The 18,684-nt window shown below is 60.6% G+C and carries 12 protein-coding genes; 1 reads left to right on the forward strand and 11 read right to left on the reverse strand.

All coding sequences use genetic code 11. The annotated features are described in order from the left end of the window. Positions 1-59 precede the first annotated feature (59 nt). The 4 genes from astD to ACXX83_RS18285 all read right to left on the reverse strand — a co-directional run bounded on the left by astD (position 60) and on the right by ACXX83_RS18285 (position 5,093). A complete protein-coding gene (gene astD, locus ACXX83_RS18270; protein WP_177325121.1) occupies positions 60-1,529 on the reverse strand; it encodes a succinylglutamate-semialdehyde dehydrogenase in 1,470 nt (489 codons plus the stop codon). Beyond that, a complete protein-coding gene (gene astA / locus ACXX83_RS18275) occupies positions 1,526-2,551 on the reverse strand; it encodes an arginine N-succinyltransferase (protein WP_458549243.1) in 1,026 nt (341 codons plus the stop codon). The genes astD and astA overlap by 4 nt, the downstream gene beginning before the upstream one ends. Positions 2,552-2,638: 87 nt before the next feature. Then, positions 2,639-3,658: an arginine/ornithine succinyltransferase subunit alpha gene (gene aruF, locus ACXX83_RS18280; protein WP_007971023.1), complete on the reverse strand. Its 1,020-nt coding sequence runs from the start codon at positions 3,656-3,658 to the stop codon at positions 2,639-2,641. Positions 3,659-3,872: 214 nt separating this feature from the next. Further along, positions 3,873-5,093 (reverse strand): aspartate aminotransferase family protein, encoded by a 1,221-nt coding sequence (locus tag ACXX83_RS18285; RefSeq protein WP_015096501.1) that lies wholly within the window; start codon positions 5,091-5,093, stop codon positions 3,873-3,875. Between the two features lie 310 nt (positions 5,094-5,403). Between ACXX83_RS18285 and ACXX83_RS18290 the strand changes: the two genes are divergently transcribed. Beyond that, positions 5,404-10,341 (forward strand): dermonecrotic toxin domain-containing protein, encoded by a 4,938-nt coding sequence (locus tag ACXX83_RS18290; protein ID WP_458549246.1) that lies wholly within the window; start codon positions 5,404-5,406, stop codon positions 10,339-10,341. Between the two features lie 7 nt (positions 10,342-10,348). Here the strand turns inward: ACXX83_RS18290 and argR are convergent, their stop codons facing one another. The 7 genes from argR to acs all read right to left on the reverse strand — a co-directional run bounded on the left by argR (position 10,349) and on the right by acs (position 18,403). Further along, positions 10,349-11,341, reverse strand: coding sequence for a transcriptional regulator ArgR (argR, locus tag ACXX83_RS18295; protein ID WP_015096503.1), 993 nt, complete (start codon positions 11,339-11,341; stop codon positions 10,349-10,351). Positions 11,342-11,587: 246 nt separating this feature from the next. Beyond that, entirely contained in the window at positions 11,588-12,352 is a 765-nt protein-coding gene (locus tag ACXX83_RS18300) for an ABC transporter ATP-binding protein (protein ID WP_007971015.1), read from the reverse strand. A 27-nt stretch (positions 12,353-12,379) separates the two neighbouring features. After that, complete coding sequence (locus tag ACXX83_RS18305) at positions 12,380-13,492, reverse strand: M14 family metallopeptidase (RefSeq protein ID WP_458549247.1); 1,113 nt, start codon at positions 13,490-13,492, stop codon at positions 12,380-12,382. 1 nt (position 13,493) lies between these two features. Continuing rightward, a complete protein-coding gene (locus ACXX83_RS18310; RefSeq protein WP_015096505.1) occupies positions 13,494-14,192 on the reverse strand; it encodes an ABC transporter permease in 699 nt (232 codons plus the stop codon). Beyond that, positions 14,189-14,878 carry an ABC transporter permease gene (locus ACXX83_RS18315; protein ID WP_015096506.1) on the reverse strand — a complete coding sequence of 230 codons (690 nt, stop codon included), beginning with the start codon at positions 14,876-14,878 and terminating at the stop codon, positions 14,189-14,191. Before ACXX83_RS18315 ends, ACXX83_RS18310 begins: the two co-directional genes overlap by 4 nt. A 91-nt stretch (positions 14,879-14,969) precedes the next feature. Further along, positions 14,970-15,746: an L-arginine-binding protein AotJ gene (locus ACXX83_RS18320; RefSeq protein WP_008049550.1), complete on the reverse strand. Its 777-nt coding sequence runs from the start codon at positions 15,744-15,746 to the stop codon at positions 14,970-14,972. 701 nt (positions 15,747-16,447) lie between these two features. After that, on the reverse strand, positions 16,448-18,403 hold the full coding sequence (gene acs / locus ACXX83_RS18325) for an acetate--CoA ligase (protein ID WP_258682235.1): 1,956 nt from the start codon (positions 18,401-18,403) through the stop codon (positions 16,448-16,450). Positions 18,404-18,684: the final 281 nt, after the last annotated feature.

The raw sequence follows: 18,684 nt of genomic DNA on the forward strand, positions 1-18,684 counted from the left end.
GCTCGCTCCCACACTGGAATGCATTTCCCTGTGGGAGCGAGCCTGCTCGCGAATGGGCGCTACGCCATTTTCACGCCCGGCGTCAGGGCCGCAGGCAACACCAGGTTCGGCGTTTCCAGCGAGGCCACCGGGTACGCGCAGTAATCTGCCGCATAGTAAGCGCTGGCGCGATGGTTGCCCGAGGCGCCGACGCCGCCGAATGGTGCGCTGCTCGCGGCACCGGTCAGTTGCTTGTTCCAGTTGACGATACCGGCACGGCTTTCCAGCCAGAATTGCTGGTAACGCGCTTCGGAGTCCGACAGCAGACCGGCGGCCAAGCCGTACGCGGTGTCGTTGGCTTCAGCGATCGCTGCTTCAAAATCAGCGTAGCGGATCACTTGCAGCAACGGGCCGAACAGCTCTTCGTCAGGACGATCGGCGACAGCGGTCACATCCAGGATGCCAGGGGTCAGCAAGGCCGATTGAGCCTGAGGCTGGGTCATTTCCAGCAATGCCACGGCGCCATTGGCCAGCAGGTGTTGCTGGGCATCCATCAGCGCTTTTGCTGCGCCGAGGGAAACCACCGAGCCCATGAACGGTGCCGGCTGTTGATCAAAGGCACCGACCTCAATTGTCGCGCTGACGGCCACCAGGCGCGCCAGCAGCGAGTCGCCCCAGGCGCCTTGCGGCACCAGCAAGCGGCGGGCACAGGTGCAACGCTGGCCGGCGGAGATGAACGCCGACTGAATGATGGTGTACACCGCGGCATCGAGGTCGGCGACCTGATCGACCACCAGCGGGTTGTTACCGCCCATTTCCAGCGCGAGGATCTTGTCCGGACGACCGGCGAATTGCTGGTGCAGGTGGTTGCCGGTACGGCTGGAACCGGTGAAGAACAGACCGTCGATACCCGGGTTCGCCGCCAGGGCGATACCGGTTTCGCGAGCGCCTTGCAGCAGGTTCAACACGCCCGCCGGCAGACCGGCTTCGATCCAGCACTTGACCGTCAGTTCGGCCACTTTCGGTGTCAGCTCGCTGGGCTTGAACAGCACGCTGTTACCCGCCAGCAGTGCCGGCACGATGTGGCCGTTCGGCAAGTGACCCGGGAAGTTGTAAGGGCCAAATACCGCGACGACACCGTGAGGCTTGTGGCGCAGCACAGCGGTGGCGTCGCCCAGCGGGCCGCTCTTCTCGCCGGTACGCTCGCGGTAGCTCTGCACCGAGATGGCGATCTTGTTGACCATGCTGGTGACTTCGGTCGCCGCTTCCCACAGTGGCTTGCCGGTTTCCTCGCCGATGGTGCGGGCCAGTTCGTCCGCATGATTCTTCAGCGCGGCAGCAAAGGCTTCCAGCACCGAGATACGCTCTTCCAGGGTACGCCGCGCCCAGCCCGGAAACGCCTGACGCGCAGCTTGCACAGCCGATTCGACCTGAGCGGCGGTGGCACCGACGCCGGACCACAGCACCTGCTGGGTCACCGGGTTCAGCGACTCGAAGGCTTCGCCCTGACCTGCCAGCCATTCACCTGCGATGTAAAGCGACTTCATTATTTCGACTCCCGAACTGCGGACAACGCTACGGCGCGCACTTGATCACCAGCGTTGAGTTGAAGACGTTTGGCGGTCTGCTGATCGACCACCAGGGTGCCGGCGGCCAGACGTGCCGGCGCAGCAGTGATGCGGCAGTCTTCGCGCTTGCGGTTGTGGATGATGAATGGCGTGGCGTCGTCACCCGGCGTGCCGACGGCCAGCACCAGCGCCTGGCTGTCGCGTACCGCACGGATCTTGCCGGTTTCGCATTCGATGGCCGGGCCTGCGTCGAAAATGTCGACGTAGCCCTGGTAGCTGAAACCTTCGCTCTTGAGCATGGCCAGCGCCGGTTCGGTGTCCGGGTGAACCTGACCGATCACGTTGCGCGCATCCGGCGACAGGAAGCAGGTGTACAACGGGAATTTCGGCATCAGTTCGGCGATGAACGCCTTGTTGCCCACGCCGGTCAGGTAATCGGCCTGGCTGAATTCCATCTTGAAGAAGTGGCGCCCCAGGCTTTCCCAGAACGGCGAACGCCCGGCTTCGTCGGATACACCACGCATTTCGGCGATGATCTTGTTGCCGAACAGTTGCGGGAATTCGGCGATGAACAGCATCCGCGCCTTGGACAGCATGCGGCCATTGAGACCGCTGCGGTAATCGGCATGCAGGAACAGCGAGCACAGCTCGGAGTTGCCGGTCAGGTCGTTGGCCAGGAACAGCGTCGGGATTTCGCGATAGATGTTCAGCTCTTGGGAAGCGCTGACCGTCAGACCGACCCGAAAGTTGTACCAGGGCTCACGCAGGCCGACGGCGCCGGCAATGGCGGAAATGCCCACCACGCGACCGTCGTCGTCTTCGAGCACGAACAGGTAGTCCGCGTCGCCCCGCCCGGCTTCGCCGCGAAAGGTCTTCTCGGCCCAGCCGACCCGATGGGCCAGACGTTCTTCGTTGGCCGGCAAGGTGGTCAGGCCGGTGCCGGTGCTGCGGGCCAGGTCGATCAGAGCGGGTAAATCGCTGCTGCGTACGGGACGAACGATCATGCTATCTCCTCAAACGGGCGGCTTGCGCCACCCGTGAAACTCGCTGCTTTACTAAGCATTCACTCTTTATAGGCATAGCAGCAGGCGTTAAACCGCCACCAGGCGCACGCTGGCACCTTCGCCGACGCCCAGGGCTTCGGCCGCTTCCAGGTCCAGGGTCACCGGTTTACCCGGTGCGTAGTCAAGCTCGAGCATGACTGCGCGGTAGTCCTGCAACTGGGCGTTGGCCACCAGGTACTGGCGACCGACACCTTTGACCGGCTCGCCGATCTTCACCGGCACCACGCGGCTCTGGGCGATCGAACGGATCCCCGAGACGCGGGCATGCAGGGTCGGGCCGCCGTCGAAAATGTCGATGTAGTGATCGGTCTCGAAGCCTTCGCGCATCAGGATGTCGAAGGTGATCTGCGCCCGCGGGTGCACCTGGCCCATCGCTTCTTGAGCGGAGTCCGGCAGCAGGGGCACGTAGATCGGGTAGTGCGGCATCAGTTCGGCGAGGAACGTACGGCTCTTGAGGCCGCACAGACGCTCGGCTTCAGCGTAGTTGAGGTCGAAAAAGTTGCGCCCGATGGCATCCCAGAATGGCGAGTCGCCGTTTTCATCGCTGTAACCGACGATCTCGGTCACCACGGAATCGGCAAAACGCTCCGGATGGCTGGCCACGAACAGCAAGCGGCCACGGGAGTTGAGTTCCGACCACGGCGAACCCACCAGATCGCGCTGCACGTAGAAACTGGTCAGCAAGCTGTTGCCGGTCAGGTCGTGGCACTGGGAGAGCACGTGGATCTTGTTGTGAATCTTCAGCTCGCGTGAAGCGTGGACGAAGGTTTCGTTGCGAAAGCTGTAGAACGGCTCGGAGTAACCGGCCGACGCCACGATGGCCGAGCAACCGACCAGCTTGCCGGTGGCACTGTCTTCGAGGACGAAGAAATAGCTTTCCTCACCGTTGAAGCTCACTTCGGCGGCGAACGAGGCTTCGCTTGCCGCGATCTTGTCGCTCAGGCGCTCAACGTCATCCGGCAAGGAAGTGACACCAATCGGACTGTCCGCAGCCAGACGCTGTACCTCGCCCAGATCAGCCATTTGCGCGGGGCGCATCACCAGCATGGTGTCACTCCTTAATCTCAGAACTTACAGAAGAAAAATCCCGGGCCTACACAGAGATCAGTGTGGGAGCGGGCTTGCTCGCGAAAGCGGTGGGTCAGACAGTAAAAATGTTGACTGATACACCGCTTTCGCGAGCAAGCCCGCTCCCACATTTGATCGTGCCCGGCATCAAAATTGGGTTCGACGCCCGAAAACTCAGGCGTCAAAGGGTCTATCAGGCTTGCGTCAGTTTTGCCGCGGCACGTTCGAAGCGGTCCAGGCCGGCATCGATATCGGCGTCTTCCACCACCAGGCTTGGCGCGAAACGCACCACGTCCGGGCCGGCTTGCAGCACCATCAGGCCTTCTTTTTCAGCGGCGTTGAAGATGTCCTTGGCCTTGCCTTTCCACGCATCGCTCAACACGCAACCAATCAACAGACCCATGCCACGGACCTTGGTGAACAGGCCGTATTTTTCGCCGATCTGCTCAAGGCGCGCCTTGAACTTGTCGTGCTTGGCCTTGACGCCGGCCAGCACTTCAGGGGTGTTGATCACGTCGATCACTGCTTCCGCGACCGCACACGCCAGCGGGTTGCCGCCGTAGGTGGTGCCGTGGGTGCCGACGACCAGGTGCTTGGCCAGCTCTTCAGTGGTCAGCATGGCAGCGATCGGGAAACCACCGCCCAGGCTCTTGGCGCTGGTCAGGATGTCCGGAGTCACGCCGTAATGCTGATAGGCGAACAGGTGGCCGGTGCGGCCCATGCCGGTTTGCACTTCGTCGAAGATCAGCAATGCGTTGTGCGCGGTGCACAGTTCACGGGCACCTTGCAGGTATTCGAGTTCAGCCGGGATGACACCGCTTTCGCCCTGGATCGGCTCCAGCACCACAGCGCATGTCTTGTCGGAAATGGCGGCTTTCAGCGCGGCCAGATCGTTGTACGGCACGTGGGTGATGCCGGTGATCTTCGGACCGAAGCCATCGGAGTACTTTGACTGGCCACCGACGTTCACGGTGAACAGGGTACGGCCGTGGAAGCTGTTGAGCGCGGCGATGATCTCGTACTTCTCGCTGCCGAAACGGTCGAAACCGACACGACGGGCCAGCTTGAAGGCGGCCTCGTTGGCTTCGGCGCCGGAGTTGCAGAAGAAGGCACGGTCGGCAAAGGTGGCGTCGACCAGCTTGTGCGCCAGGCGCAGGGCCGGCTCATTGGTGAACACGTTGGACACGTGCCACAGCTTGTTCGCCTGTTCGGTCAAGGCACCGACCAGCGCCGGATGCGCGTGGCCCAATACGTTAACGGCAATCCCGCCGGCGAAGTCGATCAGCTCGCGACCGGACTGGTCCCAGACGCGGGAACCGGCGCCACGCACAGGAATGAATGCGGCAGGCGCATAGTTGGGAACCATTACCTGATCGAAATCGGCGCGTTGTACCGCAGCGTGCTCAACGGACATCGGAGTCTCCTGAAGAGAAAACACTCGCCTGAAACTGGCGAGCTTGGTGAGGATTGTAAGGACAGTTTTCAGCCCGGCCTTGCCGCCAAGCGACAACTTCTTATAGCGCAAACCCCGGATTTTCCCGGGTTTACGGCAATGCGACATATAGGGTCGCAAAGGCGCAGTTTAACTGGCGGCGGGCGTTTGCGGCAGGTCGCTGTGTCGTAACCCATGCCGATTCAAGGAATGCGGTAGATATGTACCGCGCGTCGTCTTCGATTACGGGTTTTCCTGACGGTCTATCAACCGCGATGGTGGACCTATCCCCATGAATACCGAAAATCCCGACATCCCTGAGACTTTCAGGTCCGACGCGCATTATCAGCATCTGATGAACGTCATTGCGCCCTGGCTTCGCCAAACCACGCCAAAACGGCGTGAAGCGCTGCGCAACATCAAGCCGGTGTTGCCCACCTCCATCAGGGATGCATCTAAATATCAGCACGCCGAACTCGGCCGACTCATTACTCTGCAGACGACAAGCCAGAACCGGGTCGATCAGGCCCTGGCGAATCTGCTGAACCCCGCTGACTTCGCCGAACCCATGCTCAAGGGCGCACTCAAGACACGTTTCGGCCTGGAAGCGGACGTCAGTAAAACCTTTCTGCGTCTTTACATTCCCGCGCACATACCCTGGCTGCGCCTGAAGTCCGGAGCCGCGCGCACCTGGACCGTGTCGTTGCTGGACGCCGCGCTGCACAACTTCGAAAGCACCGAAACCGAAGTCGACGCCTTTGAGCCCGCCTCGACTTACATCACTGCGCCCTCTCCCACCGGGCAATTCAGCACCCTGCCACAGATTCTGGCGAAGATGCCCATCACGGCGTTCACCCAACTGTGCCGCGAACTCGACATTGGCGAGCGCTATAAAAGATACCTGGAAGACAACCTTGGCATCAGCAACCCGGTGGCTGCGGCGATCCTGCAACCGAAAATTCGCGAAAGCCAAAAAAACGCCCTGACCGCCGCCCTGCAGATGGCGCAGATGCAAAACCTGCTGGCCAGCGACGTTCATCAGCCGCTCCTTCGCCTGCTCTCCGATGGCCACGACCAATCCTGGCGATGCCAAGAACTGACGATCATGAATGCCCGCCTGACCGGCATCGTGCTGTTCGCCCCGGAACTGGAGCGCGCCCGCGAAACGGTCCGGGTAGTGGCCTACATTCCTGACGACCCGGAACATCCCATCAAGCAATACCCCTCATCGGCGGCATTCGCCGAGGAACTGAGCCAGCGCCTGCGGGCGCCCGACTATCAACAGTTTTTCAGTCGTTTTATCAATCATGAAGACCGCGGTTACTTCTTCGCCGAGCTGAACAACCGCCTCGACCCTATCACCTGGCAACCGGTCCCACCCGGCGATCCACGGCCGACCTGGAGAGAAAACCCCAACCAGCGTCCCGACCTGCAAATGGCAGTAACGCCGATCAGAGGCGACCTGTGGGTTCATCTCTATCAACGCAAACTCGACAAGATCCTCAATGACGCGCGCGTGATCGCAGTGTCGACGGCCACGGTCGACCGCAAGGCCCGATGGGCGTTATGGGACTCCTTCACGGAAATCGCCTCGGCGCTGCTGAACATCGCAGCCTTCATCGCGTTGCCGTTCGTCCCGTTCCTTGGCGAGCTGATGCTGGCTTACACGGCCTATCAGCTGCTGGATGACACCTTCGAAGGTGTTGTCGACTGGGCAGAAGGTCTGACCAACGAAGCCTTCGAGCATTTCATGGGGGTGGTTGAATCTGCAGTGCAGTTGGGCACTTTCGCGGCAGGTGGCACGATCGCCGTCAGCGAATTTCGCGCGGTCCTGCCCCGGGAAGTCGTGCAATTCATCGACCGCTTCAACGCCGTGAAACGCCCCAATGGCGAAACCCGCTATTGGAAGCCCGACCTGACGCCTTACGAACAAACCGTCGCGATCCCCAACGACGCGCAACCCGACTCGATGGGACTGCACGCCCATCAAGGCAAAACCCTGCTGACACTGGACAACCGCCGTTACTCCGTGACCGAAGATCCGCTGACCGGGCGTCATCGCATCCAGCACCCCACGCGTCCCGAAGCTTACCAACCCACCCTGAGGCACAACGGAAAAGGGGCCTGGCACACCGAACTCGAGCAGCCACTGACCTGGGACCAGGCCACCCTGCTGCGGCGCCTCGGCCCAGACATACAGCGTTTTTCCGAGCGCGAGCGCGAGCGCATCCTCAGCATCAGCGGCTGTCACGAAAACGCCTTGCGCAAGATGCATGTCGACGCCGAACAGGTACCGCCGCTGCTGGCCGACACCCTCAAACGCTTCAAGATTGATCAGGACCTGCAGATCTTCATTGATCAAATCGGCAGCAATCGTGCGGACGATTACCTGAAGGCTGACCCGCTGATTCAACTGGAACTGCTCTGCGACTACGGTAACTGGCCAGCGGACAAGGGGCTGCGACTGGTCGATGCAACAGGAGAAACCCTCTGGGAGCGCGGCGTGGGCAACCAGGTCGTGGTGCAGATCAACCTAGCGCAACTGGACGATGGCGACCTGATCAACACCCTGTTGCAACACCTAGGCAACACCGACGCACGCTCAGTGCGCCGCTACCTGACAACGCTTTCTGCCGACAAACGGGAAACCCTCTTCAGCCAGCGCTACCGCAAAATCGAACAAGGTGCGCGCCCCTTGGTCCAGCGTATTATCGACAGCGAACCCGGTTTGCCAACCAGCCTCGCCGAAGCACTGCTCGACAGCGCCAGTGCCGCCGAACGCGAGCAACTGGAGCGTGGAACATTGTCCAAACGCCTCACGGAACTGGCACAGGAGGCCGGCCTGCAGGTGCGCGTCACTCGCGCTTATGAAGGGCTCGACCTGTACTCGACGCGCAACCATCTCGACACCGATCGCCTGGCGTTGCACACCCTGGAACGCTTGCCTGGCTGGTCGGGACAACTGCGCCTGGAAATCCGCCAATACACCCACAATGGGCCGCTGATCGACAGCATTGGCCAGCCGGATGCGCTCGTGCGCAAGGTGCTGGTATTGACCGATGAAGGGGCTTATCAGGCCTACGACGACGCCGGTGAACAGCTCAGTGGCACCGACTCCCTCTATTCCAGCCTCTTACAGGCACTGCCCGACAGCGAACGAATCGCCCTGAACATCAACATCGGTGAGGGCGCAAGGCTCAAGCAGCTGATTCACACCCACGCTCTCACTCGTGAAGCATTGCGTGCGCTGCTGGCGCAACGGCCGAATCTCAAGCCTGCCTACGATCCGGCGGTCATGCGTTTGCTGGGCGGGGGCGATGGTTATCACCGGATGCCGGCCAATACCCCTTCATTACAAAGCCACATCTATCGGCTGTTTCCCCATCTGAACCCAGAGGAACTGCAAGCCTTTGCCGCACGATTGCAAGCCAATCCCGGCGGACCGCGCGCAGAACTCCAGCGCCTGTTTTATCAACACGCGCAATTGTTTGAGCAATTGAGCACCTGGTGCGACGAAATCCCGTTGTATGTTCCGGGCACGCAAATCCGCTTGAGCGTCGAGCAGCTCGCCAGTCAACGGTATGCACGCCGACAAATGATAGCCAGATTGCTCGACTGCTGGCGGCGTCAGGCCACCTACGACAGCACCCACGGCGTACCGGTTTCCTTTGAATTTTCCCAGCCGGTTGTTGGCGAGCTGCCAAAGTTGAACGTCGATTTCCCTCAGGTGCGCAGCGTGACGCTTGAAGGTCATCGTGCCACCCGTGGTGTGAATGATTTTTTGAAGGGGTTTTCCAACCTCAACCGCCTGGCGCTACGCAACTTCGAACTGGGGCAGTTGCCGGACGCCATTGCCCAATGGCCCCAACTCGACGCACTCATCCTCAGCGACTGCGCCGTGACCCTCACAGAGCAGAGTCGCGCCACCCTGTCTGCCCTGAACCAATTGACTGCGCTCGACCTGTATAAAAACCCGCTCGGTGTGTGCCCTTCCCTGGAAAACATGCCGAAGCTGACCTACGTCGATCTTTCCGGTACCGCAATTACCCGCATTCCCGAGGGTCTGGTGAATCACCCGAGCATTCGAACCGCCATTTTGAATGACAACCAGATCACCGAATTGCCCACCGCCCTCTTCGATCTGCCCGGCGACATCAGCGAGGGATTTGATTTTGGCAACAACCCTCTGTCCCCGACCACCCGGGAACACATCAAGCGTCACTATCAGCGAACCGAAAAGGACTTTGGAGTCCATGCCGAACAGGTCGATATCGATCGCGTCAAAGCCCTCTACCCAAGTCTGGACAACGAAGAGGCCAGCGACTTCGTCTATCGCTTACCCGGCACCCTCGCAGAGGGTCGAGCTGACCTGACCCGTCGCGAGCTCGAACTCACCCGACTCGGTATCGAGCTGAGCCGGTGGACGGCCGATGTGCCCGACACCCATTCCGATACTGGCGCCCCGCTGACGGCCGACGAGATGTTTGCCGAGCACGTCAAAAGAGACGAATTCAAGCAAAACCTGGAACGCTGCTGGCGCCAGATCCCCATCGAAAACATTGCCGTGGGTGAGTACGGATTCATCTCACACCTGCCAATCCTGGGTGACCTGCCGACGCTGTCAGCCGACTTCAGTCATGTGCCCGAAATGTACCTGACGACCACTCATGGCATTGCACCTGGACTTGGCCGGTTCCTGGACAGTTTTGCCAACCTGGACACCCTGACCATACGGGGATACCACCTGGGCAACCTTCCCGAAGCCATCTTCAGAATGGGCAGGTTGTCGGTGCTGAGCTTGTCGGAGTGTGGCATTACGCTGACTCCGGAAACCGTAGAGGCCCTGGCGGGCATGGAGCACCTTGACTACTTGAGCCTGCGGGACAATCCACTCGGTCCAAGCCCTGACCTTAGCCACATGACAGAAATATCCTCACTGGACTTGAGCCACACGGGCATCACTGAAATCCCCAAGGGAGTGCTGAGCATCACGACCTGGACCGACGTCGACCTGAGCTTCAACGCCATTACCGAGATGCCGCCCGAACTCATGGAGGTGGACCCGGGTGTCGGAGAAAGCTTTGACTTCAGCGGCAACCCGTTCAATGCGCAAAGCTTGCACCGCATCGCTGCGTACTTTCGCGCAACCGAGAATGATCTGGGTATCGACGAGATAGCCGACATGCCGGTGCCGGTGGATGGGGCGCCCGACACCGACATTGAAGACTGAGTACTGGCTACCCGCGTTCCGGTGGCACCGATGACAATTCGAACGGGCTGCTGCTGCGCCGCTGGTTGCGATCTTCCCGCGGCGTGGCACCGAAGAAGTTGCGATAGGCGCTGGAGAAATGCGGCCCCGAGGAGAAGCCACAGGACAGGCCGATCTGGATGATCGACTTGCTGGTTTGCATCAACATCTGCCGGGCCTTGTTCAGGCGCAGTTCCAGGTAGTACTGGCTCGGCACACGGTTGAGGTATTGCTTGAAGATCCGCTCCAGCTGCCGACGGGACACGCACACATGCTGGGCGATTTCGTCGGTGGTCAGCGGCTCTTCGATGTTGGCCTCCATCAGCAACACGGCTTGCGTGAGCTTCGGATGGCTGGAGCCGAGACGGTTCTGCAACGGGATACGCTGGCGCTCGCCGCCCTCGCGGATGCGCTCGACCACCAGTTCTTCGGATACGGCACCCGCCAGCTCCGCACCATGGTCGCGAGCCAACACGGCCAGCAGCAAGTCGAGCACCGACATGCCGCCGCACGCGGTCAGGCGATCGCGATCCCAGTCGAACAAGTGACTGGTGGCGATGACCTTCGGAAAGCGCTCGGCGAAATCATCCTGCCAGCGCCAATGCACGGCCGCGCGATAGCCATCGAGCAAACCGAGTTGCGCCAACGGGTAAACACCGGCCGACAGACCGCCGATCACGCAACCGGAGCGCACCAGCTGTTTGAGCGCACTGCTGAGTGCCGGCGCCAGTGCGGTCGGTGGCTCATCAGCGAGCAGGAACAGTTTCTGGAAGTTTTCCAGCTTGCCGGTCCATGCCTCACCCGGCAATTGCCAGGCGCTGTCGGCCGCGGCCTCTGTAATGGCTTCGGCCTGCAGGAACGACAGTTCGTAAACCACGTCCGGATGCACACGCTGGGCAACACGCAAGGCCTCCTCAGCCAGCGCAAGCGTCAGTGCTTTAGTGCTGGGCCAAATCAGGAAACCAATTCGATGGGCAGTCATGGCGGGCAATCCGAAACGAAGAACAGTGATGAAGGCATGGGCCAATGCTAGCCCGTAAATGAACGCAAATCTCGAAACCGCCCCGGATCAAATGTGGGAGCGGGCTTGCTCGCGAAGGCGGTGTGTCTGTGGCATAGAAGCAAACTGACCCACCGCATTCGCGAGCAAGCCCGCTCCCACAAGGGATCGGGGCTGGCCTTTAGGTTGCGAAGCATGCACTATCCCGGTGCACAACGGCAGCCCTGATTACTTCAGGCTGCCCGAGAGGAATTGCTGCAGACGCTCCGATTGCGGGTTCACCAGCACTTCGCGCGGGTTGCCGCTTTCTTCGACCACACCTTTGTGCAGAAACACCAGCTGGTTCGACACTTCACGGGCGAAGCCCATTTCGTGGGTCACCACCACCATGGTCCGGCCTTCCTGGGCCAGGGCCTGCATGACCTTCAACACGTCGCCAACCAACTCCGGGTCAAGGGCCGAGGTCGGTTCGTCGAACAGCATCACCTCAGGTTCCATCGCCAGTGCACGGGCAATCGCCACGCGCTGCTGCTCGCCGCCGGACATGTGGCCCGGGTAAGCGTCTTTGCGATGGGCCACGCCGACCTTGTTCAGGTAGTGTTCGGCTTTTTCGCGGGCTTCGGCCTTGGACACGCCGAGCACATGCACCGGCGCTTCCATGATGTTTTCCAGCGCGGTCATGTGCGACCACAGGTTGAAATGCTGGAACACCATCGACAGGCGCGAACGCATGCGTTGCAGCTGTTTCGGGTCGGCGGCTTTCAACGCGCCGTCCTTGTTCGCTACCAGCTTCAACTCTTCGTTGTTGAGCAGGATCTTGCCCGCGTGCGGCTGCTCCAGCAGGTTGATGCAGCGCAGGAAGGTACTTTTGCCGGAGCCACTGGAGCCGATGATGCTGATCACATCGCCGGCTGCCGCTTTCAGGGACACGCCCTTGAGCACTTCGTGACTGCCGTAGCGTTTATGCAGGTCTTGGACTTCAAGTTTGTACATGCGATCGGTTCTCACAAAAACAGTCAGTCAGTCGTTGAGCAAGCGCCCGTGACGCAGCGCTTCGCGCCCCGCCACCTTGGCCAGCCAGAAACCGGGTTGGGCATAACGCAGCCGTTCAATGGCAAACAGCACCCCGGACGTACCAGCACACACCGTGCTGACCCGATCCGCCAACGGATCGATCACTTCAAAAATCTCGTCACCCGCTTCAACCCACTCACCGGGCTTACGCAGGAAACTCACCACACCGGGGTGTGGTGCCAACAACAATTCAGTGCCTTCGAATGGCATGCCTTCGCAAGGGTCTTGCGCAGGCTTCGGCCATTCGCCACTGATCAATCCTTGCTCGGCAAGGAAGGCCAGAATGCCTTCGGCATGGGCGCAAGCCTCGGCGCGACCGGTATCGGCCTGCCCCCCTAATTCAATGGTAGTCGCCAGGCAGGCCAGCGGAATTTGCGCCTCCGGGAACAGACGCGACAGGCGCAACCACGGCAACGAACAGGCTTCGTCGAACGAACTGCCGCCGGAATCTTCCGCCAGCAAACCAACCCGCACATTCAGGTGCGCAGCCAGCGAACGCCACTGCGGCCAGTGCTGCGGCAAGGCGTACATGTGCAGCGCCGCTTCGGCGTCACAATGCAGATCCAGTACCACATCGGCGGTGCAGGCGTGGCTGAGCAGAACCCGCTGCATGCCTTGCAACTGGCTGCTCGCCTCTGGCAAAGCGGCCAGATGATCGACCATCGCCTGACGGATCAGGCGAGTGTTGGCGTGCGGATCGTCACCCAGGCTTTCTGCCAGTGCAGCCGCCACAGGTGCGCTCAACTCGACGAAATCGCGGTTGAAGTTCTTGCCACTGCCCGCCTCGAAACGCCCTTGATGATTGCCCTGAAGCAGTTGACCCAGCCCCAGTGGATTAGCCACCGGCACCAGTTCGACCACACCATTGAGCAAGCCCTGGACTTCGAGTTCGGCCAGACGCTTTTTCAGCTCGAACGCCGTGCGCATGCCCGGCAGCTCATCGGCGTGCAGGCTGGCCTGGATATACGCCTTGCGCTCGCCACTACCGAAGCGGAACACCGAAATCCGGCGTTCGCTGCCCAGGTGGCTCCACGGCAAAGCATGATCGATGCGTTCCATATCAGTGCTTCCGCGGGGCCAGGTAGCCCAGCCAGCGGCGCTCGGCCATCTTGAACAGCTTCACCAGGATGAAGGTCAGGCACAGGTAGAACACGCCGGCGGTGATGTAGGCCTCGAACGGCAGGTAGAACTGGGCGTTGACCGTGCGCGCGGCACCGGTGATGTCGATCAGGGTCACGATGGACGCCAGACTGGTGGTCTGCAGCATCATGATCACTTCGTTGCTGTACTGCGGCAGCGCCCGGCGCAGGGCCGACGGCAGCAGGATGCGCTTGTACATCTTGAAGCGCGACATGCCCATGGCCTTGGCCGCTTCGATCTCGCCGTTCGGCGTGGCCCGCAGGCTGCCGGCGATGATCTCGGCGGTGTAGGCGCTGGTGTTGATCGCGAATGCCAGGCACGCACAGAAGGTTGCGCTGGACAGCCACGGCCAGAGGAAGCTCTCACGCACCGCTTCGAACTGCGCCAGACCGTAGTAGATCAAAAACAGCTGCACCAGCATCGGTGTGCCGCGGATCACGTAGGTATAGAGCCAGGCGGACATGTTGACCACCGGGTTCTTCGAGACGCGCATCAGGCCCAGCGGCAATGCGCACAGCAAGCCGAAGAACAGCGACAGCGCGAGCAGTTTGAGGGTGGTCACCAGGCCGCCGAAGTACAGCGGCAAGGCCTCCCAAATGACGTTGTAGTCGAAGATCATAGATCAGCCGCCCTTACGCCTACCGAGTAGCGCTTCTCAAGGTGACGCAATGCCAGCAACGACACACTGGTGATCACCAGGTACATCGCCGCCACTGCGAGGAAGAAGGTGAAAGGCTCGCGGGTGGCATCGGCCGCCTGCTTGGCCTTGAACATCATGTCCTGCAGGCCGACCACCGAAATCAGCGCGGTCGCCTTGGTCAATACCAGCCAGTTGTTGGTGAAACCCGGAATCGCCAGGCGAATCATCTGTGGCACCAACACCCGGAAGAACACCTGGAAACTGCTCATGCCGTACGCCATGCCGGCTTCGGCCTGACCCTTGGGGATCGCCATGAACGCACCCCGGAAGGTTTCCGACAGGTACGCACCGAAGATGAAACCCAAGGTACCGATACCGGCAGCCAACGGGTTCAGGTCGATGTACTCGTCAAAGCCGAGCAACGGTGCGACGCGGTTGAGCAAGTCCTGGCCGCCGTAGAAAATCAGCAGGATCAGCACCAGGTCGGGAATACCGCGGATCACCGTGGAATACAGGTCGCCCAGCCAGGCCAGCCAGCGCACCGGCGACAGACGCAGTGCCACGCCGATCAGGCCCAGAACGATGGCCATGGCCATGGACGACAAGGCGAGCTGAAGCGTCAGCCAAGCGCCATCGAGGATGACAGCCCCGTAGCCTTTCAACATGATTCAGGTCCTCGAAAGTTGGGATGAAAAAATGGCGCAAACCTCAGAGATCCTGCTGCTTGCGCCATTTCGGACTTGTCGCCGGGGCGTATTACTTGCCGTAGATATCGAAGGCGAAGTACTTGTCCTGGATTTGCTTGTACTTGCCGTTCTCGCGAATGGCGGCGATGGCGGCGTTGAGCTTGTCCAGCTCAGCCTTGTCGCCCTTGCGCACCGCGATGCCTACACCGTCGCCGAAGTATTTGACGTCGGTGAATGCAGGGCCGACGAAGGCGAAACCTTTACCGGCGTCGGTTTTCAGGAAACCGTCATCCAGAAGCGTAGCGTCTGCCACGGTGCCGTCGAGGCGGCCGGCGGCCACATCGAGGTAAATTTCGTTTTGCGAGCCGTATGGCTTGATCTCGGCACCCAGCGGGGCCAGGACTTCACGGGCGAAACGCTCATGGATCGAACCACGCTGTACGCCGATGTTCTTGCCCTTGAGCTCGGTCAGGCCTTCGCTGACCTGGGTGCCGGCCTTCATGACCAGGCGAGCCGGGGTGTTGTAGTACTTGTTGGTGAAGTCCACGGACTTCTTGCGATCTTCAGTGATCGACATGGACGACAGGATCGCGTCGATCTTGCGCACTTTCAGTGCCGGGATCAGGCCGTCGAACTCTTGCTCGACCCACACGCACTTGACCTTCATCTCTTCGCACAAGGCGTTGCCGATGTCGTAGTCGAAACCAACGATGCTGCCGTCCGGTGCTTTGGAAGCGAACGGAGGGTAAGCCGCTTCGATACCAATTTTCAGAGGCTTTTCATCGGCGAAGGATGGCAGCGACAGCACGGACAGTGCCAGGGCGCCAAGCAGCACGAGTTTCTTCATCTTGGGACTCCATCGGTAAAGGGCAAAAACGGCAGAGTGAGCAACAGCCCAATATGCGAATGAGTGGAACCGGAAAGCAGTGCTGCGTCCTGGGAAGCCGGCGTTTAAATTCAACACGGGCAACGACGAGCGAGTGATCGGCATTCTAACGACAGGCCCGAGGCCGATATTTCTTCAATGCGACAACTAATTACAGAAGCACCGAGAAAGTCGTTTTAGCGCGTTGACAGCCCTGCGAAATCATGCAAGAGCAAAAGACATGGAACCGATCTATGTTGCAAATTGCGGGCCTATTATTGGCAAACCCTTCTAATCCGGCAAGCGCAGCGTGGGGTCTTATTTTTCAGCGGTGGTTTTTAGCCTCTGCTTTGGGTCTGGGCGTTTCCCAATGCCCCGCATTGGCGCGACGCGGTTACACATTCAGTAACCTGAAAGATCTCGGGTAACAGTAGGAAAATGCCGACAGAGAAACCCGATAATTATTGGCTGATGTTGCTGTATTGCCTGACAAACCGCCTTCGCGAGCAAGCCCGCTCCCACATTTGATCTCGAGTGGACACAGAATTTGTGTCCGCACAGATTTAATGTGGGAGCGGGCTTGCTCGCGAAGAGGCCAGCAAATTCGACACAAAAACTTCAGACACAAAAAAGCCCCACCAGGCTCAACACCTGACGGGGCTTCGATAACTCAGAACCGCCGCTTACGCGACATTCATGGTCTTGTGCGTATCAATCAAATGCTGCACCACACTCGGATCCGCCAGGGTGGAAATATCCCCCAACCCATCATATTCAGCCGTAGCAATCTTGCGCAGAATCCGCCGCATGATCTTGCCCGAACGAGTCTTCGGCAGCCCCGGTGCCCATTGGATCACATCCGGCGAGGCAATCGGCCCGATCTCCTTGCGCACCCAGTTCTTCAGCTCCAGGCGCAGTTGCTCGTTCGGCTCTTCACCGTTTTTCAGGGTGACATAGACATAAATGCCCTGTCCCTTGATGTCGTGCGGCACACCGACCACCGCCGCTTCGGCGACTTTCGGGTGCGCGACCATCGCGCTTTCGATCTCGGCGGTGCCCATGCGGTGGCCGGAGACGTTGAGCACGTCGTCCACGCGCCCGGTGATCCAGTAGTAGCCATCGGCATCGCGACGGGCGCCGTCACCGGTGAAGTACATGCCACGGAAGGTCTTGAAGTAGGTGTCGACGAAGCGGTCGTGATCGCCAAACAGCGTACGCGCCTGGCCCGGCCACGAATCGAGAATCACCAGGTTGCCCTCGGCCTCGCCTTCGATGATGTTGCCCAGGTTATCCACCAGGGCCGGCACCACGCCGAAGAACGGACGCGCCGCCGAACCCGGCTTGAGTGCATGGGCGCCCGGCAGCGGGCTCATCATGTTGCCGCCGGTTTCGGTCTGCCACCAGGTGTCGACGATCGGGCAACGGGACTTGCCGACGTTCTTGTAGTACCAGTCCCAGGCTTCCGGGTTGATCGGCTCGCCCACCGAACCCAACAGGCGCAGGCTGCTGCCATCGGCGCCTTCAACAGCGGCTGTGCCCGAGGCCATCATGGCGCGGATCGCGGTCGGCGCCGTGTAGAGGATGTTGACCTTGTGCTTGTCGACGATCTTCGCCACCCGGGTGATGTCCGGGTAGTTCGGCACGCCTTCGAACAGCAGGGTGGTCGCGCCGTTGGCCAGCGGGCCGTAGACGATGTAGCTGTGGCCGGTGACCCAGCCGACGTCGGCGGTGCACCAGTAGATCTCGCCCGGGCGGTAGTCGAACACGCGCTCGTGGGTCATGGCGGCGTACAGCAGGTAGCCGCCGGTGGTGTGCTGCACGCCCTTCGGCTTGCCGGTGGAGCCGGAGGTGTAAAGGATGAACAGCGCTTCTTCGGCGCCCATTTCTTTGGGCGCGCACACGGTGCCGGCCACTTTCATCAGGTCCTCGAACCAGATGTCGCGGTGCTGGTTCCACTTGATCTGGCCACCGGTGCGCTTGCACACGATGACTTTCTGGATGCTGCTGGTTTCCGGGTTGGTCAGGGCGTCGTCGACGTTGGCCTTGAGCGGGATCTTCTTGCCGGCACGAATGCCTTCGTCGGCGGTGATCACCACTTTGGATTTGCAGTCGATGATGCGACCGGCCAGGGCTTCCGGCGAGAACCCGCCGAACACCACCGAGTGAATCGCGCCGATCCGGGTGCAGGCCAGCATGGCGACCACGGCTTCGGGGATCATCGGCATGTAGATCGTCACCACGTCGCCGCGGTGCACGTCCTGGCCGCGCAGGGCGTTGGCGAACTTGCAGACTTGTTCGTGCAACTCGCGGTAGGTGATGTTGCGGCTTTCGGCAGGGTCATCGCCTTCCCAGATGATCGCGACCTGGTCGCCGCGCTCGGCCAGATGACGGTCGAGGCAGTTGTAGGAAACGTTCAGGGTGCCGTCGGCGAACCACTTGATGTCGACATGGTGGTCGTCGAAGGAGGTCTGCTTCACCGTGGTGAAAGGCTTGATCCAGTCGAGGCGCTTGGCTTGCTCGCGCCAGAAGCCGTCCGGGTTGACGACCGACTGCTGGTACATGGCCTTGTAGGTCGCCTCGTCGGTCAGGGTGTTGGCCAGAACCTCGGGACGAACGGGATACAGGGAAGCCGCACTCATCTTTCTTACCTCGGTGGAATAGTTGTTTTTGTATGACCCTGTTGTAGCCGGGCCGGGCCTATAGAACCATTCGACGATGGTAGTAACAAGCCCACACAAAATGTCGTGAATACCCGTCAAACCCAATACCACCGCGGCACCTGTGGGAGCGAGCTCGCTCGCGATGGTCGTCAACGATAACGCGCCCAATCTGACACCCCGCGGAGCTCTCTGGCTCATCGCGAGCAAGCTCGCTCCTACAAAAGCGATACCTGTGGGAGCGAGCCTGCTCGCGATGGTCG

The sequence above is a fragment of the Pseudomonas sp. GNP012 genome (assembly GCF_054343835.1).

Coding starts and splice junctions, on each gene's coding strand:
- ACXX83_RS18310 (WP_015096505.1), bottom strand. CDS start 14,192: ATGATCTTCGACTACAACGTCATTTGGGAGGCCTTGCCGCTGTACTTC.
- aruF (WP_007971023.1), bottom strand. CDS start 3,658: ATGCTGGTGATGCGCCCCGCGCAAATGGCTGATCTGGGCGAGGTACAG.
- ACXX83_RS18300 (WP_007971015.1), bottom strand. CDS start 12,352: ATGTACAAACTTGAAGTCCAAGACCTGCATAAACGCTACGGCAGTCAC.
- argR (WP_015096503.1), bottom strand. CDS start 11,341: ATGACTGCCCATCGAATTGGTTTCCTGATTTGGCCCAGCACTAAAGCA.
- ACXX83_RS18320 (WP_008049550.1), bottom strand. CDS start 15,746: ATGAAGAAACTCGTGCTGCTTGGCGCCCTGGCACTGTCCGTGCTGTCG.
- astA (WP_458549243.1), bottom strand. CDS start 2,551: ATGATCGTTCGTCCCGTACGCAGCAGCGATTTACCCGCTCTGATCGAC.
- acs (WP_258682235.1), bottom strand. CDS start 18,403: ATGAGTGCGGCTTCCCTGTATCCCGTTCGTCCCGAGGTTCTGGCCAAC.
- ACXX83_RS18285 (WP_015096501.1), bottom strand. CDS start 5,093: ATGTCCGTTGAGCACGCTGCGGTACAACGCGCCGATTTCGATCAGGTA.
- ACXX83_RS18305 (WP_458549247.1), bottom strand. CDS start 13,492: ATGGAACGCATCGATCATGCTTTGCCGTGGAGCCACCTGGGCAGCGAA.
- ACXX83_RS18290 (WP_458549246.1), top strand. CDS start 5,404: ATGAATACCGAAAATCCCGACATCCCTGAGACTTTCAGGTCCGACGCG.
- ACXX83_RS18315 (WP_015096506.1), bottom strand. CDS start 14,878: ATGTTGAAAGGCTACGGGGCTGTCATCCTCGATGGCGCTTGGCTGACG.